Raw genomic sequence first — 23,827 nt, 5'->3', positions numbered from 1 at the left:
AGTGGGATACTCGGACCCATGCGCTCGACCCGACCCGATCCGCACCGCGTGGTCGCGCTGGTGCTGCCCGGGGTGATCACCTTCGACCTCGCCATCGCCGCCCAGGCCTTCGGGCACCAGGAGCAGTCGGACCTCTACCGGTTCGACGTCTGCACACCGCGCCCGGGGCGCGTGGCGACCCAGTCGCCGTTCGCGATCGATGTCGAAAGTGGACTGGAGGCGCTGGAGCGGGCCGACACGATCGTCGTGCCGGGGTTCCGGCCGCTCGCGGACCCGCCGGAGCACGTGCTGGCCGCCCTGCGGGCGGCGTACGACCGCGGCGCGCGGATCGCCTCGGTGTGCATCGGGGCGTTCGCCTTGGCCGCCACGGGTCTGCTCGACGGCCACGTCGCGACGACGCACTGGCGGGAGGCCGCCGAGTTCCGGCGCCGGTTCCCCGCGGTTCGCCTCAACCCGGGCGTCCTCTACGTCGACAACGGACGGTTGCTGACCAGCGCCGGCCTCTCCGCCGGGATCGACCTGTGCCTGCACATGATCCGGCAGGACCACGGCGCGGCGGCGGCCTCCCGGGTCGCCCGCTACATGGTGGTCGCGGCGCACCGGCCCGGCGGGCAGGCGCAGTTCGCGAGCCAGGTCAGCGAAGACGACGGCCTGTCCGCGACGTTCGGGTGGATGGTCGGCGAGATGCACCGGCCGCTGACCGTCGCCCAGCTGGCCCGGCACGCGGGGATGCCGGAACGCAGCTTCGCGCGCAAGTTCCGCGCCCGGACGGACATGACCCCGATGCGCTGGCTGGCCACCCAGCGGCTGCTGGAAGCGCAGCGGCTGCTCGAGTCGACCCCGCTGCCGGTCGAGGACATCGCGGAGCGCACCGGGCTGGGCACCGCGGCGAACCTGCGCCTGCACATGGCGCGGCAGCTCGGGACGACGCCGACCGCCTACCGGAAGTCGCGCGCGGCGGGGGAGCCGCTCGGCGCGTCGTAGTGGCCGAAGCCTTTCGCCAAGTGGCAGTCCTGCCCCTGGCCGGAGCCCCGCCGGGCCAGCAGGCTGGAGGCATGGGCAACTTCACGCAACTGCTGGACAACAACGCGCGCTTCGCCGGGACCGACGCCAAGGACAAGGTGCCGGCCATCCCGTTCCTGCCGAACAAGCAGGTCTACATCCTCACCTGCATCGACCCCCGGGTGGACCCGGCGGCCACCATGGGGCTCGCGCTCGGGGACGCCATCGTCGCCCGCACGGTCGGCGGCCGGGCGAACCGGTCCTTCCTCGACGACCTGGCGTGGATCAGCTACCTGCACGAGACCAAGACCCCGGACGCGGAGTGGTTCGAGATCGCGGTCGTCCACCACACGGACTGCGGTTCGGCGTTGATGGCCGATCCGGAGCTGCGCAAGGGTTTCACCGCCCGTGGCTTCGACGACGAGGTGCTCCGCGAGACCGCCGTCGTCGAGCCGGCGGACACCGTCCCGGCCGACGTGCAGGCGATCCTCGACGCGCCGGCCGTGTCGGGACGGATCAAGGTCTCCGGCTACCGCTACGACGTGAAGACCGGCCGCATCGAGCAGCTCGTCGCACCGCGGTCCCGGTAGGCCGGGGACGACCGGCCACCGTCCACTGAGGATCGGCGCGCTCCTCTTCGACGGACTGGACCAGATCGACTTCACCGGGCCGTACGAGGTCCTGCCAGGTTGCCACCTGCTGCCGTACTTCGGCGCAGACGGTGGTTCGCCGATCGGGACCGGGCGGCCGGAAGCAGGCGGACCGGTACCGGCTCGGCGTGAGGTCGAAGCCGCGGGTGCCCGATCATCGCGCCGAAGCCGTACCGCGCCACCTTCGAGCAGCGGCCCTGGACCACGGTGTCACCATGTCGACAACAGCCGAGGCTCGGAAGGCAACGGCGTGAATCGAGGTCGACGCGTTCGGCGGCCGGTGCGGCCGTTCGGCAGCACCGGCCGCCGGTGATCAGTGCGGCTCGCCGAACCAGTGGCCGAGTGCCGGCTCGAGGTCGTCCGCGTTGCCCGCCCAGCACACGTACCCGTCCGGGCGGACGAGCATCGGCTCGGTGTCGGCGCCCTGACCCGCGCGGTCGACCCGGTCCGGCCAGAGCGCGGCGACCTTGGCGAACCGGTCGAGCGGGTCGATCAGCACGCCACGGCCGTGCCGCAGCAGCTCGTGCGACCGGACCGGGCCGAGGTCCACGTCCGGCGCGGGCAGGCCGGCGAGCGGCTGGTCCTCGGTGCCCGGCATCGCGTAGCGGATGCCCATCCCGGACAGCACGTCGTCGAGGTGGTACTGCACGTCCCGCAGTTGCGTGAGCGCGGCGAACAGGTCCTTGGTGGCCGTCAGGTCCGGGTCGCCGGTGCCCTGCTGGTCCATCAGCAGGCTCTGCGCCTGGACGTTGCGCAGCACGGTGGCCGCCACCGGGTGGCGTTCGGTGTGGTAGGTGTCGAGCAGGTGCTCCGGCGCCCAGCCCCGCACCGCGGCGCCGAGCTTCCACCCGAGGTTCAACGCGTCCTGGATCCCGGTGTTCATGCCCTGCGCGCCGATCGGCAGGTGGACGTGGGCGGCGTCGCCGGCCAGGAACACCCGTCCGTGCCGGTACTGCGCGGCTTGCCGGGCCGCGTTGGTGATGCGGCGGGCGTAACACAGTTCGAGCAGCTGCACCCGGGCGCCGAAGACGGCCCGCAGCCCGGCGCGGATCTCGTCCTCGGTGACCGGGACCTCCCGGGACAGTGACCGGCCCGGCCCGCCCAGTGCGAGCCGCCACAGCGGCCTGCCCCCGGAGTCGGTGCCGAGCGGGAACACCGACGCCCAGTGCCCGTCTTCGCTCCGGTCGTGCGTCACCGTCCGGTCGTGGCCGCTCAGCCGCACGTCGGCGGCGACCGTGGTCATCGTGCCGGGCCTGCCGGGGAACGCGGCCCCCAGCAGCGACCGCACCGTGCTGTGGCCGCCGTCGGCCGCGACGAGGTAACGGGAGCGGATGACTCCGCCGCCGGCGAAGGTCGCGGTGACCCCGTTCTCGTCCTGGGCCAGGCCGGTCAGCTCGTGGCCGCGCCGCACGGGGATCCCGTGGCCGGCGAGATGCCGCTCGAGGAAGCCTTCGATCACCACCTGCGGAACCGACCGCCACGGGTGGCGGTGCCGGCTCCGGGTGAGCGGAAGCGTGATCCCGGCGAAGTGTGCGGTGCCGGCCGGGAAGTCCCCGGTGGCCAGCAACGGTTCCAGCAGGCCGCGCTGGTCGAACGCTTCCTGCGTGCGGGACTGCACGCCGCCCGCCTTCGACAACGTGCTGCGCTGCGGCAGCTTGTCGACCAGCACGGACGGCACGCCCGCCACCCGCAGTTCGTTGGCCAGCACCATGCCGGTCGGGCCCGCGCCGACGACGAGCACCTCGGTGTCCATGGGTTCTCCCCCTGGTTGTGTCGATCTGAACGAGGGCAACGCTCCGCCCTTCGGCGCAGTTCCGCCAGAACCGGCCCGGATCGAGCCGCTATCCGACGCGGATTAGCCTTGGGGCGGTGGAATCCGACTACGACGAGCTGGACCGCCGGCTCGTGCACGCCCTGCAGGTCAACGGCCGGGCCCCCTTCAGCACGATCGCCGAGGTCCTCGGCGTTGCGGACCGCACCGTCGCCCGCCGGTACGCCCGGTTGCGGTCGGCCGGGGTGGTACGGGTGCTCGGTGGGGTCGACCCCACCGCACTGGGCGCGGTCCTGTGGTTCCTGCGGGTGCGCTGCGCGCCCGCGGCGTCGATCCCGGTCGCCGAAGCACTCGCCCGGCGTCCCGACACGTCGTGGGTGAGCATTTCCTCCGGAGGCACGGAGATCACCTGCACGGTCCGCACCGAAAGCGAAGCCGACAGCGAGGCGCTGCTGCTGGCGAAGCTGCCGCGCACTCCCCGCGTGGAGGGCGTGACCGCGCACTCCGTGCTGCACGCGTTCTACGGCGGCCCGGACAGCCTGGTCGCCAAGCTCGGGTCGTTGGACGAGGAGGCGATCGAACGGCTGCGTCCGCCGCCGGTGTCCCATCGACCGGGGCCGGTGCGGCTCGACGACGGCGATCGCAGGCTCCTCGCCGCGCTGGCCACCGACGGCCGAGCCGAGCTCGAGCGGCTGGCCGCGGTGACCGGCTGGTCCCCGACGACGGTCCGGCGCCGGATGACCGAGCTGCGCGAACACGGGGTGCTGTACCTGGACATCGACGTCGACGGCAGCATGTTCGGTGTCGGCTCGCGAACCCTGCTCTGGCTGTCGGTCGCCCCCGCGCACCTGGAAGAGGCCGGAGCGGCACTGGCCGGCCACCAGGAGATCGCGTTCGCCGCCGCCACGACCGGGCCGACGAACCTGTACGCCAGCGTGGTGTGCGCGAACCAGCGGGCGTTGTACCGGTACCTGACCACCCGGGTCGCCGCGCTGCCGGCGATCGCCCACATCGAGACCGCGCCGGTGATCAAAACCGTCAAGCAGGCGGCGAACCGGGTGTAGCGCGCGCCGGACGTGCGGGGACCCGCGGTTACGGCAGCAGAGCATCGACGGCGCCACGGCGAAGGTCGGTCGTCCGTCCTGACCGATTGGCCGGGGAGGTCCGGGCACGCGGCGCGGCGGCCGCGTGCCGGGTCAGTCGACGGTGTTGAGGTCCTGGGACCGGTTGCGGCGCTGGGCTTCGTGGAGCTGGTCTTCGAGGGTGACGATGCGGCAGGCGGCGTCGATGGCGGTGCCCTGGTCGACCAGTTCCCGCACGCGGGCGGCCAGGCGCAGCTGGTGCCGGGAGTAGCGGCGGTGTCCGCCGGCGGAGCGTTGCGGGGTGATCAGGCCGGCCTCGTCGAGGCTGCGCAGGAACCCCTGGGTGGTGCCGAGCATGTCCGCGGCGCGGCCCATGGTGTAGCCGGGGTAGTGCTCGTCGTCGAACTTGCCGGCCGCGCTGGGCGTGGCCGGTCCTTGTTGGTCAGGAATCATTCCACCTCCGGGTCACAAAGGACCCCGGGTGCCGTGCAAGGCACCCGGGGTCCGCAAGGGTTGGGTTGGCATCATCGTCGACCGGCGCGACCGCCGGCGTCCTGCACCCGCGTCCGGCTCGAAGCCGGGTTTCGCGGGGATCGCTCATTCGTGACCGAGCACCACCTCCGAACTCGATGGGACTGCGGCACCCGCGCGGCGCTACCGAGCCGCTGCGGGCGATCCAATGATGGTTCCCTTCCCTTCTTTCCTGTGTTTCCACTTACCGGGTACTGCAACTGCTACTTCGACTACACGTACTGCACTTGCTTGTCTCACCTCGCGGGTAGTTACGTCCTCTCCCGCGCCTGCTTGACCTTGTCTCTCTCGCTACGACCAGAAGACTACCCACAGCCGCCCCCGCATGTCTACTTCCGGTAGCACAGATTTTCTCCGGCGTGTCGGGCGCGTCCGATGAGGCAGTACCGGCAGGTGCCGAAGCCGAGGTTCGATCGGGTGAAAGCGGATATCCCCAGCCATGGGATTCTTCAGACGCCGCAGACCCTACGACCGGTCCGGCCGCTGGTACGACGACCGGCGGGACTGGGGCCCGCCGCCCTACCGCCGCCGGCCGGCGGGGAGCTCCTGCGTGCGCGACGCCTGCCTGCTCGATGCGGGCTGCTGCATCGGCGAGACCTGTGACGACAACTGTCTGTGGGTCATGGTCCTGTCGCTGCCGCACCTGCTCGTGGCGTCGGGGCCGATCCTGCGTCGCGGCACCGGGCGCCGGAGCGTGGCCGACGTGCTGGTCGCGGCGGTCCGGGTGTACCAGCGCGAGGTGAGCGCCCGCCGCCCGCCGTGCTGCCGCTTCTCGCCCAGCTGCTCGGCGTACGCCGTCGAGGCGCTGACCCGCCACGGCGCCGTCCGCGGCGGCGGGCTCACCGTCCGCCGGCTGATCCGCTGCCGTCCCGGCGGCCCCCGCGGCCACGACCCGGTGCCCCGGTGACCGGCCTGCCACAGGCACCGACCCGCGGTCTCAGCCGCCGAGCGCGCGGTCCAGGTTGATCGCCGAGCTGATCAGCGACAGGTGGGTGAAGGCCTGCGGGAAGTTGCCCAGCTGGTCGCCGGTCAGGCCGATCTGCTCGGCGTAGAGGCCGACGTGGTTGGCGTAGGTGAACACCTTCTCCAGCGCCAGCCGCGCCTCCTCGACGCGGCCGGTGCGGGCCAGCGCCTCCACGTACCAGAACGAGCAGATCGAGAACGTCCCTTCGTCGCCGTCCACGCCGTCCGGGGCCTGGGCGGCGTCGTAGCGGAACACCAAGCTGTCCACCACCAGCGTCCGCTCGATCGCCCGCAGCGTCGAGGTGAACCGCGGGTCGGTCGGGACGCAGAACTTCACCAGCGGCATCAGCAGCAGTGACGCGTCCGGGACGAATTCGCCGTACTGACGCGAAAAGCTCTCGTCGGCCTCGCTCCAGCCGCGCGTCTGGATCTGTTCGTGGATCTCGTCGCGGACGCTCGTCCAGCGCGTGAGGTCGGCCGGCAGGCCGCGGCGGCGGGCCACCCGCACCATGCGCTCGATCGCCACCCAGCACATCAGCCGGGAGAACGTGTGGTCCTGGCGGCCCGCCCGCGTCTCCCAGATGCCCTGGTCCGGCTGGTCCCAGTGGTCGAGCAGCCAGTCCAGCACCCGGGTCAGCGCGTGCCAGGCCTCGTACGAGATCCCCGAGCCGTACTTGTCGAACAGGTAGATCGAGTCGATCAGCTCGCCGTAGATGTCCAGCTGGAGCTGCGTGCCCGCCGCGTTGCCGATCCGGACCGGCGCCGAGCCGCGGTAGCCTTCCCAGTGGTCGAGCACTTCCTCTTCGCGTGCCGGCTCGCCGTCGATCGTGTACATCACCCGCAGCGGGCCGAGGTCGTCGTCGCCCGGGCCGTCGAAGCGGCGGGTGAGCCAGCCGAAGAAGTCCTCGGCTTCGGTGGTGAAACCCAGGCGCAGCAACGCATACAGCGAGAACGCCGCGTCACGGATCCAGACGTGCCGGTAGTCCCAGTTGCGTTCGCCGCCGACCTGCTCGGGCAGCCCGCACGTCGGCGCGGCGATGATCGCGCCGGACGGCTCGTGCGTCAGCAGCTTCAGCAGCAGCGCCGACCGGTGCACCATCTCCCGCCAGCGGCCGGTGTAGGTGGATTGGCCGAGCCAGGACCGCCAGAACGCCACGGTCGCGCGGAACAGGTCCTCGAGCTCGGCCTCGAGCGGGCCGGCCGGCGCTTCGCCGTCCAGGACCTCGAGCACGAACAGCGCGGTTTCGCCGGGGCCCAGCTCGAACTCGCCGGTGACGCCGCCGTCGTGTTCCTTCACCGGCACCGAGGTGCGCAACCCGAGCCGCAGACCGGCGCCGTCGAAACGGGCGCCGTCCTCGGTGGTTTCGAGCCGGTGGTTCGCGCGTGCGTAGTCGAACCGCGGCCGGACGTCGGTGGTGAGCCGGATGCGGCCGCGGACGTTGAAGACCCGGCGCACCAGCCGCTGCCGGTGCCCGGTGTCGCGCGGGCGCAGGACCGGCATGAAGTCCTGGACCTCGACGATGCCGTCCTCGGTCAGGAACCGGGTGACGAGGATGTTGGAGTCGGGGATGTAGAACTGGTGCCGGTTGATCACCTCGCACACCGGGTGCAGCGCCCAATGACCGCCGTCGCCGGCGTCGAGCAGGGCGCCGAACACGCTGGGGGAGTCGAACCGCGGCGCGCAGAACCAGCCGATCCGGCCGTCGGTGCCGACGACGGCGGCCGTGCGCAGGTCGCCGATCAGCCCGTGCTCGGCGATCGGCGGGTACCGCTCGCTCATCCGGCCTGCTCCCGGCCGAGCAGCCGGTCCGCGGCCGGCGGGCCCCACGAGCCCCGCGGGTAGCGCTGGGTTTCCGGCGGCGTTTCGAGCAGCGGAGCGGACACCTCCCACAGCCGTTCCACCTCGTCGGCGCCGGTGAACCACGTCCGGTCCCCGCGCATGGCCTCCAGCAGCAGGCGCGCGTACGGCTCGCCTTCGTCCTCGTCGGTGAGGTCGACGCGCAGCGAGCCCGCGGAGACTTTCATGCGCGTCTCCGCCATGGCCTTGCCGGTGCGCAGCAGGAACGGCACGCCGCGCCAGCGGTCGTCGTCCACGAAGGCCTCCAGCGCGACGAACGTCTCGCTGTCGGAGTAAGGGTCGACGTCGTCTTCTTCGCGGTAGCCCTCGTACTGGCCGAACACCGCCCGCTCGGGGTCGAACGGCCGCAGGGCGCGGAAGACGTCCAGCTTCTTCTCGCCGGGACCCGCCGCGAGCACGCCCAGCACCTGGCACAGGTGCGTCGGCACCATGTCCCGGAAGGTCCCCGTCGACTCCATGAACGACCCGCGGCCCTCGATGCCGATCTCCTCGGGCACGTCGATGCGCACCTCGGCGGCGTCGTCCGGGACGACGCCGGCCAGCTCCCGGACCGCGGTCTTGCCCAGGAAGTGGTCGATCCGGAAGACGCGGTCTTCGGGGAAGACCCCGCGCACGGTCGCGTTCAGCTCCTTCGCCGACGCGAGGTCGTGCCCGAACGGCTTCTCCAGGATCAGCCGGGCGTCCTCGGCGAGGCCGGAGTCGCCGAGCATCCGCACCATCGGGCCCATCGCGGCGGGCGGCACCGAAAGGTAGAGGAGGGTCCGGCTGCCGTCACCGAGTTCGCCGCGCGCTTCCCGGACGGCGGCCGCGAGGGCGGCGCCGTCGTCGCTGTCGGAGACGACGAACGAGACCCGGTCTTCGAACCCGCGGATCGCGTCGCCGAGCGTGTCGCGGAACTCGTCGTCGCTGCCGGGGGAGTGCCGCCCGGTGCCGATCACGCGGAAGCCGTCGGAGAGGAGGCCGTCCCGGTGCAGGCGGCCGATGCCGGGGAACAGCATGCGCCGGGCCAGGTCACCGGTCGCACCGAAGATCACCAGGACGACGGACATGGCGCACTTCCTTCGCGGTAGCGGTCGGCCGGTCGGCCGGCTGGTCAGTCGTCGGAGCCGGGGTGGTCCAGGCGGGAGAAGGTGCAGCCGGCCAGCCGGTCGCTCGCGTCCCGCGCGTGGGCCGCGCACAGCCTCGCGGTCACGCCGTCCTGGTCGGTCACCACCGCGGTGACCGGCTCCGCGCACGGGGTGTGCAGCCGGTCGTAGTCCCACGCGCCGGCGCAGCCGGGATCGGTGCACCAGGCGCGTCCTGCGTTCGAGTGCAGCGTGACGCCGTGGGCCGGGCAGACGCCCCACGGGACGTCGCACAGGCCGGGGTCGCGGGCCACCCGGACCCGGGCCAGGTCTTCGGCCGTCCGGACGACCTCGTCGGTGTAGTCGCTCAGGTCGTGGGTCGCCTTCGCGATGGGCCGGGCGAGGCGCTGCAGGTGACTGTCGGGCGCGGTCTGCAGGCGGGCGGCCACCTCCGCGGTCCGCGCCGCGAGCGCTTCGGCGTCGGCGGCCAGCGCCCGCAGCTCGGCCGGCAGTGGCTCGGGCGTGGTCGGCTCAGGCATGCTCGTCCTCGATGGTCCGGGGTGCGCAATGGTCGCGGACTGCGCAAGTACCCCGAACCGGGTGCTCCAAACCGTGGGACGCGGGTGTGCGCACCGGCGCCGGCCGCTGCGGTCGGACGACCACCCGGGTGAGCGACGGTGCGCGGCCCGATGCGGTGAGGCATGGCGTCCGCCGCCTCGGGTTCGCTCACCCCGCGCGGGCGCAGGACTCGGCTTCGGTCAGGTACCGCGCCACACCGGGTGCTCCAAACCGTGGGGACGCGGGTGTGCGCACCGGCGTCGGCTGCTGCGGTCGGACGACCACCCGGGTGAGCGACGGGGCACGGCCCGATGCGGTGAGGCATGGCGACCGCTACCTCGGGTTCGCTCAGCGCGCGCGGGCGCGGGACTCGGTTTCGGTCAGGTACCGCGCCACCGGGCCCAGCGTCAGCATTCCGCTTGCCGCGCCGGCGTGTTCGGCGGTCGCGTCGCGCAAGGCTTCCCCGGCGGCCGCCGCGATCCCGCGCTCGCCGAGGCGCGCGGCAGCGTGGGCGGTCAGGCACCACATCGCCTCCTGCAGGTGGTCGCGCGGTGGTTCGGGGGCGGCCGCGAGAGCGTCGCGGGCCTCCTGCCGCCGGCCTTGGGCGAGCAGCACGTGGGGCTCGGTCCACGGGCGGTACGGGCCCCAGTCGAGGTGCGGATCGCCGGGCGCGGCTCGGCCGTGCATCAGGCGCAACCCGAGCAGCGCCAGCGGGAACAGGCCGCGGTGCAGCCCGGGCATGCCCGCCGTCCGGAGGGCGTCCTCGGCGGCGCGGTACTGCGCGGCGGCCGTCGCGGGGGACGGCCCGCCCGGTTCGGTGCTGCGGGTGGCGCTCGCCCGGGCGCGGAACCACGCGGTGAGGACGGCGACCAGCGGTGACTCGGCGGTGGCGGCGAGCCGTTCGGCCGCCGTGGCGTGCGCGGCCGCGGTCTCGAGGTCGCCGGCGGCCGACGCGGACTGCAGGCGCACGAGGCGGCCCAGCACGGCGAAGGCCGGCAGGTCGTGCCGGGTCGTGAGGTCGAGGAGCTCGACGCCGATCCGGTCGCGGACGGCCGCCAGGCCGGGGCGGGTGAAGGACTGCAGGAACACCCCGTTGAGCGCGAACGCGAGCAGCGGGGGATCGCCGAGGCGGCGGGCCAGTGCCGCGGCTTCGGCCGCCGCCTGCTGGGCGCGGTTCCGCTCGGCGGCGGTGAGCTCGGCGGTGCGGCTCTCGACGGCGACCGTGGCCAGGAGACGGGTCCGCAGGTCGGCCGGGGCGTCGGAGCCGAGCGCGGTGAGCGTGCGCTCGGCGGCCGCGACGACGGCGCGGGACTGCTCGAGGTCGTCGGCCCGGCTCCAGATCGCGGGCACGTCGTAGGCGCCGATGATCCGGGCCGTCAGGGCGAGGTCTCCGGTGCGTTCGGCCGCCTGGATCGCGGTGAGGCGGTCGCGTCGCGAACGGACGAGCGCGTCGCCGCCCGCGAACGCGAGGGTGCGCGCGAGGTCCACGGTGGTGCGGGGGCCGAACCGGGCCCCGGTCCACGGCGCCGGGGTCCCGTTCAGGATTTCGGTTTCCCACCGCTGGAGTTCGGCGCCGGGGTCGAGCCCGAGCTGGTCGACGAGCATCGCCCGCGCGCGACGGAGGGTCGCCAGCGCGTCCGCCTGACGTCCGGCGCGGTGCAAGGCGCGGGCCAGCAGCGCCCAGGCCGGCTCGCGCCACGGGTGTTCCGCGACGTGGGCGCCGAGTTCGGCGACCAGGTCGCCGCCGCCGCCCGCGTCGAGGAGGACGCGGGCGCGCAGCTCCACCGCGGTCAGCCTCAGCTCCTCCAGCCGCGTCCGCTCGCGCCGAGCCCACGCGGAATCCGGCACATCGGCGTAGGCGGGTCCTCGCCACGCCGCCAGTGCCGCGCTGAGCTCGGTCACGGCGCCGGGAGCGCGCCGGGTCCGGGCCAGGACGTCCTCGAACCGGTGGACGTCGACGTCTTCGCGCGGCAGGCGCAGCGCGTAACCGGGGCCTTCGGTGATGATCACCCGTGGCGGGGTGCGGGGCGGCCGGCCGGGCTCGACGGCGCGGCGCAGGGCAGCGACGAACGTCCGCAGCGCGCCCACGGCCCGGACCGGGGGATCGGTCCAGAGGTCGTCGACGAGCGTGTCGGTGGTGACCAGCCGCCCCTCGGCCGCGACGAGCCGGGCGAGCACTTCGCGGTGACGGGGGCCGCCCAGGTCCACCGGGCTCCCGTCGTCGTGCCGCGCCCGCACGGCACCCAGCACGTCGATTCGCATGCCCCCATCATCGGCGCCGGTCCCCGGCCGCGCTCCTCGCACTGATCCGTTGCTGATCGGCGTCACCCAGGCTGGGTTCGTTCCCTTCCCGACCAGAAAGACGGCCTTCGATGACTTTTCCCGGGTTCGACCACCTCCGCGTGCCCGTGGCGGACGGCGTGGAGCTGGCGGCCGCCGTCGGCGGCAGCGGCAGCCCGGTCGTGCTGCTGCACGGCTTCCCGCAGACGCACCTGATGTGGCGGCACGTCGCCGGGCGGCTGGCCGGCGAGCACACGGTGATCTGCCCCGACCTGCGGGGTTACGGCGCCAGCGCCAAGCCGGCGGCCACCGACCCGAGCGTGTACGCGAAGCGCACGATGGCCGGTGACGTCGTGGCGCTAGCCGCGGCGCTCGGCCACGAGCGCTTCGCCCTCGTCGGGCACGACCGGGGCGCCCTGGTCGCCTTCCGGGCGGCCCTCGACCACCCCGAGACCGTCACGCACCTGGGCATCCTCGACGTGGTGCCGACCCTGGACATGTGGAACGTCCTGCACGGCGTCTCGGCGGCGGTCGGCTACCACCTGTACCTGATGGCCCAGCCGCCCGGCCTGCCGGAGACGATGATCGCGGCCAGTGCGGACGCGTTCTTCGGCTCGTTCCTCGAGGCCTGGGCCAACGACCCGGCCGCGATCCCGCCCGAGGTGCGGGCCGAGTACCTGCGCGCGAGCGCCGCCGCGGTGCCCTCGATCGTCGCGGACTACCGCGCCTCGGCGGGCATCGACGTCGAGCACGACCAAGCCGACCTCGACGCCGGCTCGCAGCTGGCCATGCCGGTGACGGTCGTCCAGCAGGACTGGGGCGCGCAGCTGGGCTACGACGCCGCCGCGGTGTGGCGCGCGTGGGCGCCGGACCTCGACCACCGGCTGACCCGGGCCGGGCACTTCATGGCCGAGGAAGCCCCCGCCGAGATCGCGGCGGCGATCCAGGACCTGCTGACCCGCTGAACCGGGCGCCGCGCTGATCCGCCCGCGGTTCGCCGGTGGTTCCGGTACCGGCCGCCGTTGATCGCGGGACCGTCAGCCGGTGGCCGGGCGGTGGGTCAGGGCCGAAAGGATGAGCTCCTGCGCCGCGCGGTCGGTGGCCGCGAAGGCGGCCGGATCGCGGCCGATGCGCTCGGCGCCCGACCGCATCACCCCGGACAGCAGCTCCACCGTCAGCTGCACATCGCCGACGTCGCGGAACTCGCCCCGCTCGATGCCGGCCCGGACGACGTTCTCGACCTCGACGACGATCGCGTGGAACGGGCTGTCCGGGCCCTTCGGCGGTTCGGCGAACGGCAGGCCGGCGGCCGGGCGGAACACCAGCTGCAGGACCGGGTCGTTGAACGCCTCCAGGACGGCCACGATGATCTCGCGCAGCCGCTGCGCGGCCGGGTCCGCCGACCGCGCCGCGATCGCGGCCACCCGCTCGACGGCGGGCCGGGCCAGGCGCTGCGTCAGCGCGAGGACCAGCGCACTCTTGTCGGTGGCGTAGTTGTACAGCGTGTTGCGCGCGAGTCCCGCCCGCTCCGCGATGTGGCCCATGGTGATCGAGTCGTAGTCGCGTTCGCGCAGCACCTGCCTCGTCGCCGCGACGAGGTCCGCCCACACGGCCTCGTGGTGCGCCTCGATGCTGGCTCCCCGGATCCGTGGCACCGGCTCAGCTTCCCATCGCCCGCGCGTCAGCGGGCGTGCGCCGTGGCCAGTGCGACGCTCGACAGGTGGGGGTTCTCCTGGTGCGTCGAGGTCAGCTTGACGCGGTCGAGGCGCCAGCCGTCCGCCGTCCGGACCGCCTCGTTGTCGTAGAAACCGACCACCAGCCAGTGGTTCGGTCCACCGGCGGCGAATTCGCCGGAGACCCAGTGGTCGGCGCGGACGTGCGCGTGGACCGTCGCCCGGTCACCGTCGACGTCGATGACGTGGCCGGTGATCGCGTGGTGCGTGGCCGTGTAGAAGGCGAAGGCGCCGCGGAGGTTTTCGACGTAGCCGGCGAGCGGCACGGTCATCGGCGGGACGTCGGCGACGGACCCGAAGTCGAGCGTCAGCGGGTCGGTGAAGACGCGGCCGGGCAGCTCGGTGAACTCCTTGAGGTCCGCGATGTCGGCGTACCGGCCGAGCAGCTCGATGAGTTCGGCGCGATCGCTGAGCGCGGTCATGGGGTTCCCCTCGTCAGCCGTCGCTTGGATGCGACAGTCTGTCGTGAAGATTACGACGGACTGTCGCTAAAATCAAACGCGGATCCGGTTCGGCGCTTAACGGCGGAGGACAGGCGCACCCCAGGTGTCGAGGTAGGTGATGTCTTCGAGGTCCGGGCGCGCGGCGGGCCGGAAGTCGCGCTGGGTCGTGTAGGCGACGGCGAGCAGGCTGATCTGCGTCACGTCGTCCGGGATGCCGAGCAGCTCGGCCACGTCGGCTTCGTGGTCTTGGAGGTGGTAGCCGCAGATGGAGCTGCCGAGGCCGCGGGCGCGCAGGGCGAGCTGGAAGCTCCAGATCGCCGGGTAGGCGGAGCCGAAGTACGCGGATTGCGTGAAGGCGTCGGCCGGCGGGCGGCCGAGCATGCACGGGATGGCCAGGACCGGCACCCGTTCGAGGTTGCGGACGAGGTGCCGGGCGGAGGCGAGCGCGCGTTCTTCGACGAGGTGGCCGTATTTTTCCCAGGCGGCTTCGGCGGTTTCGCGGTTGTGGGCGGCGATCTCGGCTTTGGTGTCCGCGTCGCGGACGAGCAGCCAGCGGAACTGCGCGGCCATGCTGCCCGCCGCGGGTGCCTGCTGGGCGATGCGCAGGCAGTCGTCGAGCACGTGCTGGGGCACTTCGCGGTCGAGGTCGAGCTTGCGGCGCACGGATCGGGTGGTGGTGAGCACGGTTTCGGCGTCCATACTTACAGTGTATGCGTACACTGTAAGTATGGCGCTGACTCGCGAGAAAGTTCTCGACACGGCATTGCGGCTGGCCGACGAGCAGGGCATGGCCGCGTTGTCGATGCGCAAGGTCGCCGCGGCGGCCGGCGTCGAGGCGATGTCGCTCTACAACCACGTCGAGAACAAGGGTGACCTGCTGGACGGGCTCACCGCCCGGGTCTTCGAAGAGGTGTCGCTGCCGGATCCCGCGTTGCCGTGGGACGCGCGGCTCCAGGCGCTGGCCGAAGGGCTGCACGCGAGCTTCACGCGGCATCCGGTCGTCGTGCGGGCGCTGGCGGCGCAGGACGCGAACCCGCGTTCGGCGGGGGCGTTGCGGGTGATCGACGCACTCCTGGCGGCACTGCTCGACGCGGGGTTGGACGAGCGGGCCGCCGCGCGGGCTTACCGGTCGTTGCTGGGGATGCTGTTCGGCTCGGTGCTCACGGGCACCGCCGGGACCGGCGCGCCGGCGGTACGGGACGAGCCGGTCGTGGCGTACTTCCGCCGGATGGTGACGGCGGAGGAACTGCCGAGCCTGCACCGCGTGCTGCCCGCGTTGGTGGCGGGCGACTGCGTGCAGGACTTCGAGTACCAGCTGGACCTGCTGATCGGCGGGCTGCGCCAGGCGTGACGCCGGAGACTCGGGTGGTGGCGCCGACCTGACGGGGCTCAGGCGCCGAAGGTCCGCAGGATCGTCTCGGCGGCTTGGTCGGCGACCGCGTCGATCTCGGCCGCCGGAAGACGGCGGGTGCCGAGCCGGGAGCGGCCCTCGAGCGGCCCGGTGAGCAAGGCGAGGAACTGCTCCGCGACGAGCGCGGGGTCGCACTGGCGCAGCCGGCCGCCGACCACCAGCCGGGCGAGGCGGTCCGCCAGTGCGTCGCCCAGCCGTCCGGCGGTGACCGCGTGGACGTCCGTCAGCAGCTCGGGGAAGCGGCCCAGCTGCGCAAGGGTGAGCGTCCGCAAGGCGCGGGACTGCTCGTCGCAGCAACGGCGGGCCAGGGCACGGGCCGCGCGCGTGAGGGTCCGCCGCGGGTCGTCACCCGGGGTGATGCGCCCGACCGCCACGAGGTTGGCTGCCGCGACCTGCTCCGCCGCAGCGGCGAGCGCCGCGCGGAACAGGGCTTCCTTGTCCTGGAAGTGGTTGTAGACCGTGGGTTTCGCGACGCCGGCTTCGGCGGCGATCTCCTGGACGTTCGCCGCCTCGTAGCCGACCCGCGCGAAGACGGCGAACGCGGCCTCGAGGATCGCCTCCCGCTTGTCGATCCGGCCGCGCACTCTGGTCATAGGCGTAGTTTACAACGGACCGATGGGTTCGCTAATTTGAACTCACTGGTTCACTCTGGGAGGCTCTCATGATCGTCAACCTGCTGCGGTTCCGCTTCCGTGACGACGTCACCGGCAGCGAGCGCGAAGCCGTCCTCCAAGCCATGCGGCGGACGGCGGGTGTCGAGGCCGCCGCGTTCGGCACCGTCGGGCGGGACCTCGGCGATCCGGCCGAGGGCTTCACGCACGCCTACTGCGTCGGCGTCGCAGACGTCGACGCGCTGGAGCGGTACTTGCACGACCCGGTGCACCTGGCGGGGGACGACGTCATCCTGCCGCGGCTGGCGCGGCTGTCGGCGGTGCGGTTCACCGACGACGCCGACCCGGACACCGGCGCGAAGATCGCCGCCCTGCACCGCGCGAAGCTCGCGAAGTACCCGGACTGGGACAGGCAGCTGAACGCGATCCCGGGCTGACTTCCGGACGGAGTTCAGATTCCGGACATCGTTGACAGTGCACGCACGCCTTCTTACTTTCGGTGCATGGCAACGGGACGGAGACTCACACGACCGTGGTCGACGGCGCCGGTGAGCCGGGTCTGTTGTCGCTGAGCGTGTCTCCGCGACCGATCCGTCCTCCAGGAGTCCCCATGCGTCCCGTCGCCGCCCGCCCGGCCGACTTCGACCGCCTGCTCACCCAGGGCCCGTTCCCGGCCGCGTTGCGCGCCGCGATCGGGCAGAGCGGGCTGTCGCTGGACCGGATCCGCCACCGCCTGGCCCGCCGGGGCCTGACGGTCAGCGTGCCGACGCTGAGCCTGTGGCAGTCGGGCCGACGGCGCCCGGAACGCGCCGAGTCACTGCGCGTCCTCGCGGGACTCGAGCAGCTCCTCGAGCTGCCGTCCGGCTCGCTCGGCGCGCTCCTCGGGCCGCCGCGGCCGCGGGGTCACGGCCGGCCGGCCGGGCTCGTCGCGCTGAGCCAGCACGACCAGGCGGACATCGACGAGCGCGGCAACCTCGCGGCCGTGCGGGCCCGGGTGGTCCTGCGGGCCGGTGAGGCCGGAGCGGAACGCTGGCCGGTGCGATGGGACGTTTCACCGGGCGTGACGCCGAAGATCGTCGCGGACCGAAACTGCCGGGTCGGCAGCGTCGAGCACGACCTCGACCGGAGCCGGCTGACCGCGGAACTGGTCTTGGACGCCGCGCCGGCGGTGGGCGAGTCGGTCATCGTCGAGTACGGGGCGACGTTCCCGGACCGGCCGGTCGCTCGCGAGTTCGTGCGCGTCTTCGACCACCCGGTGCGGGATTACCTCTTGGAAGCCCGTTTCGCGGAACTCCCGGCGCGCTGTGTGCGGCTCCACGACGGCGATCCGGCCCGGGAGCTGCTGCCGGACTCCGGCGGGACCGTGCACGTGGCCGAGGCCGACGCGGCGGGCCGGGTGGGGATCCGCTGGGAGCCCTGAATGCGGGCGGGGCGCCGGGCGTGCTCGCCGGGGCCGGTCGGGTCGGGGTGGGCTGCGAGCTGCGGGTGCGGGTGGGCTTCGGCGCGCTCGCCGGGGCTGGCGCGGCCGGGTGGAATCGGCTGCGAGTCGTGATTTCGGGCGGGGCGCCCGGCGTGCTAGCTGGGCCGGGTCGGGGGGCTGCGAAGAACCGCTGACACCGCCGGGCTCCGGCGCGAGTCGCGGAGGCCGACGCGGCCGGTCGGGAACGAGATCCGCTGCAACCCGCGGACACGGGCGAGGCCCCGGCGCGCTCGCCGGGGCCCCGCCCTCCTTTCCGGTTGCGGCGTCAGGGGGCGATGTACAGGGTCCGGTTCGGCGTCCCGCTGCCCGGGTTCTTCACCAGGTTGGGCGTGGCCGCGTCGACCAGCGCCTGGCTCACCTGCGCAGCGGTCGCAGCGGGGTGCGTGGCGAGGTAGACCGCCGCCGCGCCGGCGGCGTGCGGGGCCGCGAACGAAGTGCCGTTGCCCGTGTACGTGGCGGTGTCGTTCGTGTTCCACGCCGAGGTGATGCCCACGCCCGGTGCGAACAGGTCGACGCCGGCGCCGTAGTTGGAGAACGATGCGCGGGTGTCCGTCTTGTCCGCCGCGGCGACCGTGATCGCTTCGGCGACCCGGGCGGGCGAGGAGGTCGAGGCGTTGGCATTGGAATTGCCCGCGGCGACCGTCCAGGTGACCCCGGAGCCGATCGAGTTGCGGACCGCGGTGTCGAGCGCGGTCGAGACCCCGCCACCCAGGCTCGCGTTCGCGACCGCCGGCTTCCTGGCGTTGGACGTGATCCAGTTGACACCGGCGATCACGCCCGAAATAGTGCCGCTGCCGTCGGAGCCGAGCACGCGCACCGGGTACAGCTGGGCGCCCTTCGCGACCCCGTACTGCGCGCCGGCGATCGTCGCGGCCACGTGGGTGCCGTGCCCGTAGCCGTCGTCGGCGTTCGTGTCGTTGTCGACGAAGTCGTAGCCTTGGTGCACCCGGCCGCCGAAGGTCTGGTGGGTTGCGCGGATCCCGGTGTCGAGCACGTAGACGTTCACGTTCGACGCCGTGGTCGAGTAGCTGTACTGGTTGTTCAGCGGCAGGGTGCGCTGGTCGACCCGGTCCAGGCCCCACGACGGCGGGTTCTGCTGCACGGCTTCGGCGTGCACCGTCTTGTCCTGCTCGACGAAGGCGACCGCGCGGTCGGCCGCGAGGCGCTTGGCGTGCTTTTCGTCCAGCTGCACGGAGAACCCGGCGAGGCTCCGCGCGTAGACCCGGCTCACGGTGCCGCTGTAGCGCCGCGCCAGGTCGCCGCTGTCCGCGTTCTTCGCGTTGTCCTTCAGGACGACGATGTAGCTGCCGGGGACGGCGCCGGCGTCGGCGGTGCCGAGCACCACGCCCTCCGCCGCCTGGGCCGGGGTGACGGCGGTGAGGACGACGGCCGCCGCCACGCCGACCACGGCTCCGGTGAATCTCGCTGCTCGCATTTCGTGCTCCTCGGGGAAGGGGACGTTCGCCACACCGAAACTAAGGTCGCGCGTGTTTTCTCGGCAGCGGCGGCTTTTTGCGTTTTTGCGCCGGGATTTGCGATTCCGCGGTGCGCGGTTCCTACCTACGAAGGGAGGTTCCCGCGAGGTGGGCCACGGCCCGGCGTTGTCCGCGATGTGGGAACACCCGTCCCGCCTGCCGGGGCGGCTTAGGCTGCCCGACGTGACGACGCTCGACGAACCCGGCGCGGCCACCGCTCTGCCGCTGATCGACATCTCGCGCTTCCGCGACCCCGCCGCCGACCGGCCCGCGTTCCTCGCCGGCCTGCGGCGGGCGGCGCACGAGGTCGGCTTCTTCTACGTCGTCGGGCACGGCGTGCCGGACGAGCTGACCAGCGGTATCTTCGCCGTGGCCAAGGACTTCTTCGCGCTGCCGGTCGAGGAGCGGCTCGCGATCGAGAACATCCACTCGCCGCAGTTCCGCGGCTACACCCGGACCGGGTACGAGTACACCGGCGGCACCCCCGACTGGCGGGAGCAGATCGACATCGGTCCCGAACGGGAGCCCGTCGCGCCCGGCGGTCCCGCGTGGCAACGCCTGATCGGCCCCAACCAGTGGCCGGAAGCGCTTCCCGGACTGCGGGAAACGACCCTGGCCTGGCAGGCCGAAGCCCTGCGCGTCAGCCGTGAGGTGCTGCGTGCGCTCGCGGCCGCGCTGGGGCAGGACGAAGGCTACTTCGACGCGTGGTTCGACGAAGAGGCGTCCACGCACGTCAAGATCGTCCGCTACCCGGGACGGCCGTCGGCGGAGCAGGACCAGGGCGTCGGGGCGCACAAGGACTACGGCTACCTCGCGTTGCTGCAGCAGGACGAGGTGGGTGGCCTGCAGGTGCGGGCGGCCGACGGCAGCTGGATCGACGCCACGCCGATCCCGGGCAGCTTCGTGTTCAACATCGGCGAGATGCTGGAGATCGCCACCCAGGGGTACCTGAAGGCGACGCACCACCGGGTGGTCAGCCCGCCGGCCGGGGTGGAGCGGTTTTCGGTGCCGTTCTTCCTCGGGCCGCGGCTCGACGCCGTCGTCGAGCCCCTCGAACTCCCCGCGGAGCTGGCGGCCGAAGCCAAGGGCGTCAGTCAGGACGCCGACAACCCGCTGCACGCGGCCTTCGGGGAGAACGCGCTGGTCGGCTGGCTGCGGTCGCACCCGAAGGTGGCCGAGCGCTGGTGGAGCGACGTCCTGGCGGAGCGCGGATGACCGCGTTCGAGACCCGGCAGATCCACGCCGGCGCCCGCCCGGACCCGGCGACCGGGGCCCGCGCGACGCCGATCTACCAGAGCACGTCGTTCACCTTCACCGACGCCCACCACGCCGCCGAAGCGTTCGCGTTGCGTGACCTGGAAACCCACGCCTACACGCGGCTGTCCAACCCGACGACCGCGGTCGTCGAGGAACGGCTCGCCGACCTCGAAGGCGGGGTCGCCGCGGTCGCGGTGGCCAGCGGCCAGGCCGCGTCGACGCTGGCGCTGCTGAACATCGCCCGCGCCGGCGACCACGTCGTCGCGGCGGCCAGTCTCTACGGCGGCACCTACAACCTGCTCGCCTACACCTTCGCCGACCTCGGCATCGCGGTCGGCTTCGTGCGCGATCCCGACGACCTGGCCGAGTGGCGCGCCGCGATCCGGCCCGAGACCAAAGCGCTCTACGCCGAGACCGTCGGCAACCCGCGCGGCAACGTGCTCGACATCAGCGCGGTCGCCGAGGTCGCGCACGCCGCCGGGGTGCCGCTGGTCGTCGACAACACCGTCCCGACGCCCTACCTCGCCCGGCCCCTCGAACACGGCGCGGACGTCGTCGTGCACTCGACGACGAAGTTCCTTTCCGGCCACGGCACCGGCATCGGCGGCATCGTCGTCGACGGCGGGAAGTTCGACTACACCGCCGATCCCGGGCGCTGGCCGCAGCTGACGAAGCCGGATCCCAGCTACCACGGCCTCGTGTTCGCCGAGGAGTTCGGCGAGCTGGGCTACGCACTGCGGCTGCGCACCAAGCTCGTCCGCGACCTCGGCCCGGCGGTCTCGCCGTTCAACAGTTTTCTGCTCCTGCAGGGCATCGAGACGCTGTCGCTGCGGATGGAACGGCACGTCGAGAACGCCAGGACGATCGCCGCGTGGCTCGCCGAACGCCCGGAGGTCGAGGCGGTGCACTACGCCGGGCTGCCGGGCAGCCCGTGGCACGACGCGGCCAAGCGGTACCTCTCGCTCGGCGTCGGAGCGGTCGTCGCCTTCGAGCTGACCGGCGGTCTCGCCGCCGGACGGCGGTTCGTCGACCGGCTGCGGCTGTTCAGCCACCTCGCCAACATCGGCGACGTGCGCAGCCTGGTGATCCACCCGGCGTCCACGACGCACGCCCAGCTGGACGACGAGCAGCAGCGGGCCAGCGGGGTCACGCCGGGCCTGGTCCGGTTGTCGGTCGGCCTGGAAGGCGTCGACGACCTCCTGGCCGACCTGGCGCACGGACTGGAGGGCAGCGATGGCTGAGTTCGCCGGAAGCCGCGGGAAGATCCACTATGGACACTGGACACGTGCGGAACCGCAGGCGCTGGTCGTGTTCTTCCACGGCCTCGGCGAGCACATCGGCAGTTACGAACCGCTCGCGGAAGCGCTTACCGGCGCCGGGTTCGCGCTGTGGGCGCTCGACCACGCCGGACACGGCCGCAGCGACGGCGAGCGCGTCCTGATCGAGTCGGTCGACGACCTCGTCGCCGACGCCGCCACCCTCATCGGCCTCGCCCGGGACGCGCACCCGGGACTGCCGCTGGTGGTCGCGGGACACTCGCTGGGCGCGACCGTGGCGACCCTGCTCGTCGGCGAAGGCCGCCTGCCGGAGCGTCCGGCCGCGCTGGTGCTCGCCGGTTCGTCGCTGGTGCCCGACCTGTCGAGCGGCCTGGTCGCGCTGCTGGCGAGCGGAATCGACCCGTGGGACCTGCGCAAGGACCCCGGCGAGCTGACCCGCCACCCCGGCTACGCCCAGCAGATCCGCGACGACCCGCTCACCTGGCAGGGCGGCCTGCGCCTGGAGACGCTGCGTGCCCTCGGCGAAGCAGCGCCCCGGGTGGCTGCTGTCCTGCCGGAACTCGACCTGCCGGTGCTCCTGCTGCACGGCGCGGACGACGACCTCGCGCCGGCCGCCGGGGCCCTGCGGGCGGCCGCGCTGCTGCCCGACGCGAAAGCCGTCGTCTTCCCCGAAGACCGCCACAACATCCTGAACGAGCTCGACCGCGAAGACGTGTACCGCGTCTTCGCCGAGTTCGCCGCCGAGCACGTCCGCGGCTGAACCGCAGACCCCGTCCCCGAGGAGAACGATGCGACGCCTTGTTTCGATCCCTGCTGCGCTGGTCGCGGTGGTACTGGCCGCGACCGCGTGCGGCACGGGCGGCGCCGCCGATCCCGCCGCCGGCACCTCCGCGCAGGCGGCCACGCCGCCGGAGGACCAGCTGAACACCGCCGCGACCGTGAACGTCCGGCTGGTGCTGGAACCGTCCAGCCTCAACATCTTCTCGACGTCCGGCGCGGCGCTCGACCAGGTCCTGCTCGACAACGTCTACCAGAACCTGGTCTCGGTGAACCCCGAGGAGAAGGACAAGATCGTCCCGCAGCTGGCGACGTCGTGGGAGCAGGCACCCGACGGCCTGAGCTACACCTTCCACCTCGCCTCCGGCGCGAAGTTCCACGACGGCTCGCCGCTGACCAGCGCCGACGTCGTCTGGTCGCTGCAGCAGCAGACCGCGCCCGGCTCGAAGGCCGTCTACGGCGCGGAGTTCGCGTCGATCGCCGACGTCACCGCACCCGACCCCGCGACCGTCCGCATCGGACTGAAGACCCGCGACACCTTCCTGCTGTGGAACCTGACCCAGCGCGGCGGGATCGTGTTCAAGAAGGGCACCGACTTCGCCACCTTGGACGGCGCCGAGAACGGGTCCGGCCCGTTCAAGCTCGCCCAGTGGAACCGCGGCTCGTCCATCACCTTCCAGCGCGACGACGCCTACTGGGGCGCCAAGCCCAAGGTCGCCAAGGTCGTCTTCCACTACATCACCGAGACCAACGCGGCCAACAACGCCGAGCAGACCGGGCAGACCGACGTCGAGACCGCGGCGGATCCGACGCTGCTGCAGCCGTTCACCTCGGGTGACGCCTTCTCGGTGCTGAAGGGCACGACCACCGACAAGTACACCCTCACCTTCAACGGCACGAAGGCGCCGTTCACCAACCCGGACGTCCGGCACGCGCTGCGGCAGGCGATCAACAAGCAGGACATCGTCAAGGCGGTCGGTGCCGGCACGGTCATCGGCAGCTCGGTCCCGCCGCAGGACCCGTGGTACGAGGACCTGACCTCGATCGACGCCTACAACCCCGGCAGCGCGAAGCAGCTGCTCGCCAAGGCGGGCTTCGCGAACGGCCTGCAGCTGACCCTCGACGTGCCGTCGATCTACCCGACGTCGATCACCGACGTGCTGGTGTCCGACCTCAAGCAGGTCGGCGTCACGCTCGCGGTGAAGCAGGTCGAGTTCCCGGCGTGGCTGTCGCAGGTGTTCAAGAACCACGACTTCCAGCTCAGCCTCGTCGACCACGCCGAAGCGCGCGACATCGCCAACTACACCAAGCCCGCGTACTACTTCGGCTACGACGACAAGCAGGTCCAGCAGTGGTACGGCCAGGCGCGCACCGCCGCGACCGACGCCGAGCGTGACACGCTGCTCAAGCAGGTCGCGAAGCAGATTTCCACCGACGCGGCGAGCGACTGGCTGTTCCTCAGCGAGGCCCACACGGTGGTCCGCAAGGGCGTCTTCGGCGTGCCGAAGGCCGAGACCAGCAACCGCTTCCCACTGGCGAACCTCGCGGTCGGCAAGTGAAAGCCTCATTCAGCCGTCGGCCGGCGCGAGGCTCGCCGCAGGCGG

23 protein-coding genes are annotated in these 23,827 nt (G+C 72.6%); 12 read left to right on the top strand and 11 right to left on the bottom strand.

The window, feature by feature from the left end:
- Window positions 1–18: 18 nt before the first annotated feature.
- Both ACLJPY_RS00535 and ACLJPY_RS00530 read left to right on the top strand, forming a co-directional pair.
- Complete coding sequence (locus ACLJPY_RS00535) at window positions 19–984, top strand: GlxA family transcriptional regulator (protein ID WP_410585955.1); 966 nt, start codon at window positions 19–21, stop codon at window positions 982–984.
- Between the two features lie 20 nt (window positions 985–1,004).
- Window positions 1,005–1,592, top strand: a complete 588-nt coding sequence (locus ACLJPY_RS00530; protein ID WP_410585954.1) for a carbonic anhydrase — start codon at window positions 1,005–1,007, stop codon at window positions 1,590–1,592.
- A gap of 373 nt (window positions 1,593–1,965) precedes the next feature.
- On the opposite strand, the gene ACLJPY_RS00525 is transcribed toward ACLJPY_RS00530, so the two are convergent.
- A complete protein-coding gene (locus tag ACLJPY_RS00525) occupies window positions 1,966–3,405 on the bottom strand; it encodes an FAD-dependent monooxygenase (protein ID WP_410585953.1) in 1,440 nt (479 codons plus the stop codon).
- Between the two features lie 116 nt (window positions 3,406–3,521).
- Here ACLJPY_RS00525 and ACLJPY_RS00520 point away from each other — a divergent pair, with 116 nt between their 5' ends.
- Window positions 3,522–4,487, top strand: coding sequence for an Lrp/AsnC family transcriptional regulator (locus ACLJPY_RS00520; protein WP_410585952.1), 966 nt, complete (start codon window positions 3,522–3,524; stop codon window positions 4,485–4,487).
- Between the two features lie 132 nt (window positions 4,488–4,619).
- On the opposite strand, the gene ACLJPY_RS00515 is transcribed toward ACLJPY_RS00520, so the two are convergent.
- The gene (locus tag ACLJPY_RS00515; protein WP_410585951.1) at window positions 4,620–4,958 is read right to left on the bottom strand and encodes a MerR family transcriptional regulator; all 339 of its coding nucleotides are present in this window, start codon (window positions 4,956–4,958) and stop codon (window positions 4,620–4,622) included.
- Between the two features lie 700 nt (window positions 4,959–5,658).
- Between ACLJPY_RS00515 and yidD the strand changes: the two genes are divergently transcribed.
- Window positions 5,659–5,943, top strand: a complete 285-nt coding sequence (yidD, locus tag ACLJPY_RS00510; protein ID WP_410586432.1) for a membrane protein insertion efficiency factor YidD — start codon at window positions 5,659–5,661, stop codon at window positions 5,941–5,943.
- A gap of 30 nt (window positions 5,944–5,973) precedes the next feature.
- Here yidD and ACLJPY_RS00505 read toward each other — a convergent pair whose 3' ends face one another.
- The 4 genes from ACLJPY_RS00505 to ACLJPY_RS00490 all read right to left on the bottom strand — a co-directional run bounded on the left by ACLJPY_RS00505 (window position 5,974) and on the right by ACLJPY_RS00490 (window position 11,741).
- The gene (locus tag ACLJPY_RS00505) at window positions 5,974–7,779 is read right to left on the bottom strand and encodes a glycoside hydrolase family 15 protein (RefSeq protein ID WP_410585950.1); all 1,806 of its coding nucleotides are present in this window, start codon (window positions 7,777–7,779) and stop codon (window positions 5,974–5,976) included.
- Window positions 7,776–8,906 carry a glucose-6-phosphate dehydrogenase gene (locus ACLJPY_RS00500; RefSeq protein WP_410585949.1) on the bottom strand — a complete coding sequence of 377 codons (1,131 nt, stop codon included), beginning with the start codon at window positions 8,904–8,906 and terminating at the stop codon, window positions 7,776–7,778. Before ACLJPY_RS00500 ends, ACLJPY_RS00505 begins: the two co-directional genes overlap by 4 nt.
- A gap of 44 nt (window positions 8,907–8,950) precedes the next feature.
- Window positions 8,951–9,460 (bottom strand): hypothetical protein, encoded by a 510-nt coding sequence (locus ACLJPY_RS00495; RefSeq protein ID WP_410585948.1) that lies wholly within the window; start codon window positions 9,458–9,460, stop codon window positions 8,951–8,953.
- A 367-nt stretch (window positions 9,461–9,827) separates the two neighbouring features.
- Complete coding sequence (locus ACLJPY_RS00490) at window positions 9,828–11,741, bottom strand: BTAD domain-containing putative transcriptional regulator (protein ID WP_410585947.1); 1,914 nt, start codon at window positions 11,739–11,741, stop codon at window positions 9,828–9,830.
- Between the two features lie 110 nt (window positions 11,742–11,851).
- On the opposite strand from ACLJPY_RS00490, the gene ACLJPY_RS00485 reads away from it, so the two are divergent.
- Complete coding sequence (locus tag ACLJPY_RS00485; protein WP_410585946.1) at window positions 11,852–12,724, top strand: alpha/beta hydrolase; 873 nt, start codon at window positions 11,852–11,854, stop codon at window positions 12,722–12,724.
- A gap of 72 nt (window positions 12,725–12,796) precedes the next feature.
- Here the strand turns inward: ACLJPY_RS00485 and ACLJPY_RS00480 are convergent, their stop codons facing one another.
- The 3 genes from ACLJPY_RS00480 to ACLJPY_RS00470 all read right to left on the bottom strand — a co-directional run bounded on the left by ACLJPY_RS00480 (window position 12,797) and on the right by ACLJPY_RS00470 (window position 14,634).
- Complete coding sequence (locus ACLJPY_RS00480; protein WP_410585945.1) at window positions 12,797–13,414, bottom strand: TetR/AcrR family transcriptional regulator; 618 nt, start codon at window positions 13,412–13,414, stop codon at window positions 12,797–12,799.
- A gap of 26 nt (window positions 13,415–13,440) precedes the next feature.
- Window positions 13,441–13,914: a nuclear transport factor 2 family protein gene (locus ACLJPY_RS00475; RefSeq protein WP_410585944.1), complete on the bottom strand. Its 474-nt coding sequence runs from the start codon at window positions 13,912–13,914 to the stop codon at window positions 13,441–13,443.
- 96 nt (window positions 13,915–14,010) lie between these two features.
- Window positions 14,011–14,634 carry a nitroreductase family protein gene (locus tag ACLJPY_RS00470; protein ID WP_410585943.1) on the bottom strand — a complete coding sequence of 208 codons (624 nt, stop codon included), beginning with the start codon at window positions 14,632–14,634 and terminating at the stop codon, window positions 14,011–14,013.
- Window positions 14,635–14,662: 28 nt separating this feature from the next.
- On the opposite strand from ACLJPY_RS00470, the gene ACLJPY_RS00465 reads away from it, so the two are divergent.
- Window positions 14,663–15,286 (top strand): TetR/AcrR family transcriptional regulator, encoded by a 624-nt coding sequence (locus tag ACLJPY_RS00465; RefSeq protein ID WP_410585942.1) that lies wholly within the window; start codon window positions 14,663–14,665, stop codon window positions 15,284–15,286.
- Between the two features lie 38 nt (window positions 15,287–15,324).
- On the opposite strand, the gene ACLJPY_RS00460 is transcribed toward ACLJPY_RS00465, so the two are convergent.
- A complete protein-coding gene (locus ACLJPY_RS00460; RefSeq protein ID WP_410585941.1) occupies window positions 15,325–15,939 on the bottom strand; it encodes a TetR/AcrR family transcriptional regulator in 615 nt (204 codons plus the stop codon).
- A gap of 68 nt (window positions 15,940–16,007) precedes the next feature.
- Between ACLJPY_RS00460 and ACLJPY_RS00455 the strand changes: the two genes are divergently transcribed.
- A complete protein-coding gene (locus ACLJPY_RS00455) occupies window positions 16,008–16,394 on the top strand; it encodes a Dabb family protein (protein WP_410585940.1) in 387 nt (128 codons plus the stop codon).
- 173 nt (window positions 16,395–16,567) lie between these two features.
- Window positions 16,568–17,377, top strand: a complete 810-nt coding sequence (locus ACLJPY_RS00450) for a hypothetical protein (RefSeq protein ID WP_410585939.1) — start codon at window positions 16,568–16,570, stop codon at window positions 17,375–17,377.
- Between the two features lie 325 nt (window positions 17,378–17,702).
- Here ACLJPY_RS00450 and ACLJPY_RS00445 read toward each other — a convergent pair whose 3' ends face one another.
- Window positions 17,703–18,872: a S8 family peptidase gene (locus ACLJPY_RS00445; RefSeq protein ID WP_410585938.1), complete on the bottom strand. Its 1,170-nt coding sequence runs from the start codon at window positions 18,870–18,872 to the stop codon at window positions 17,703–17,705.
- Window positions 18,873–19,095: 223 nt separating this feature from the next.
- On the opposite strand from ACLJPY_RS00445, the gene ACLJPY_RS00440 reads away from it, so the two are divergent.
- From ACLJPY_RS00440 to ACLJPY_RS00425, 4 genes are read left to right on the top strand one after another with little or no spacing between them, the layout of a single operon-like run.
- Window positions 19,096–20,127 carry an isopenicillin N synthase family dioxygenase gene (locus tag ACLJPY_RS00440; RefSeq protein WP_410585937.1) on the top strand — a complete coding sequence of 344 codons (1,032 nt, stop codon included), beginning with the start codon at window positions 19,096–19,098 and terminating at the stop codon, window positions 20,125–20,127.
- Window positions 20,124–21,410, top strand: coding sequence for a bifunctional o-acetylhomoserine/o-acetylserine sulfhydrylase (locus tag ACLJPY_RS00435; RefSeq protein WP_410585936.1), 1,287 nt, complete (start codon window positions 20,124–20,126; stop codon window positions 21,408–21,410). The genes ACLJPY_RS00440 and ACLJPY_RS00435 overlap by 4 nt, the downstream gene beginning before the upstream one ends.
- Window positions 21,403–22,206: an alpha/beta fold hydrolase gene (locus tag ACLJPY_RS00430; protein WP_410585935.1), complete on the top strand. Its 804-nt coding sequence runs from the start codon at window positions 21,403–21,405 to the stop codon at window positions 22,204–22,206. Before ACLJPY_RS00435 ends, ACLJPY_RS00430 begins: the two co-directional genes overlap by 8 nt.
- Window positions 22,207–22,234: 28 nt before the next feature.
- Window positions 22,235–23,782, top strand: coding sequence for an ABC transporter substrate-binding protein (locus ACLJPY_RS00425; protein WP_410585934.1), 1,548 nt, complete (start codon window positions 22,235–22,237; stop codon window positions 23,780–23,782).
- The last annotated feature ends 45 nt before the right edge of the window (window positions 23,783–23,827 follow it).

The sequence above is a fragment of the Amycolatopsis sp. lyj-23 genome (genome assembly GCF_046549135.1).
Classification (GTDB): domain Bacteria; phylum Actinomycetota; class Actinomycetes; order Mycobacteriales; family Pseudonocardiaceae; genus Amycolatopsis.
Note: the sequence above shows the minus strand (reverse complement) of the source record. Positions and strands in the feature narration are given on the sequence as shown.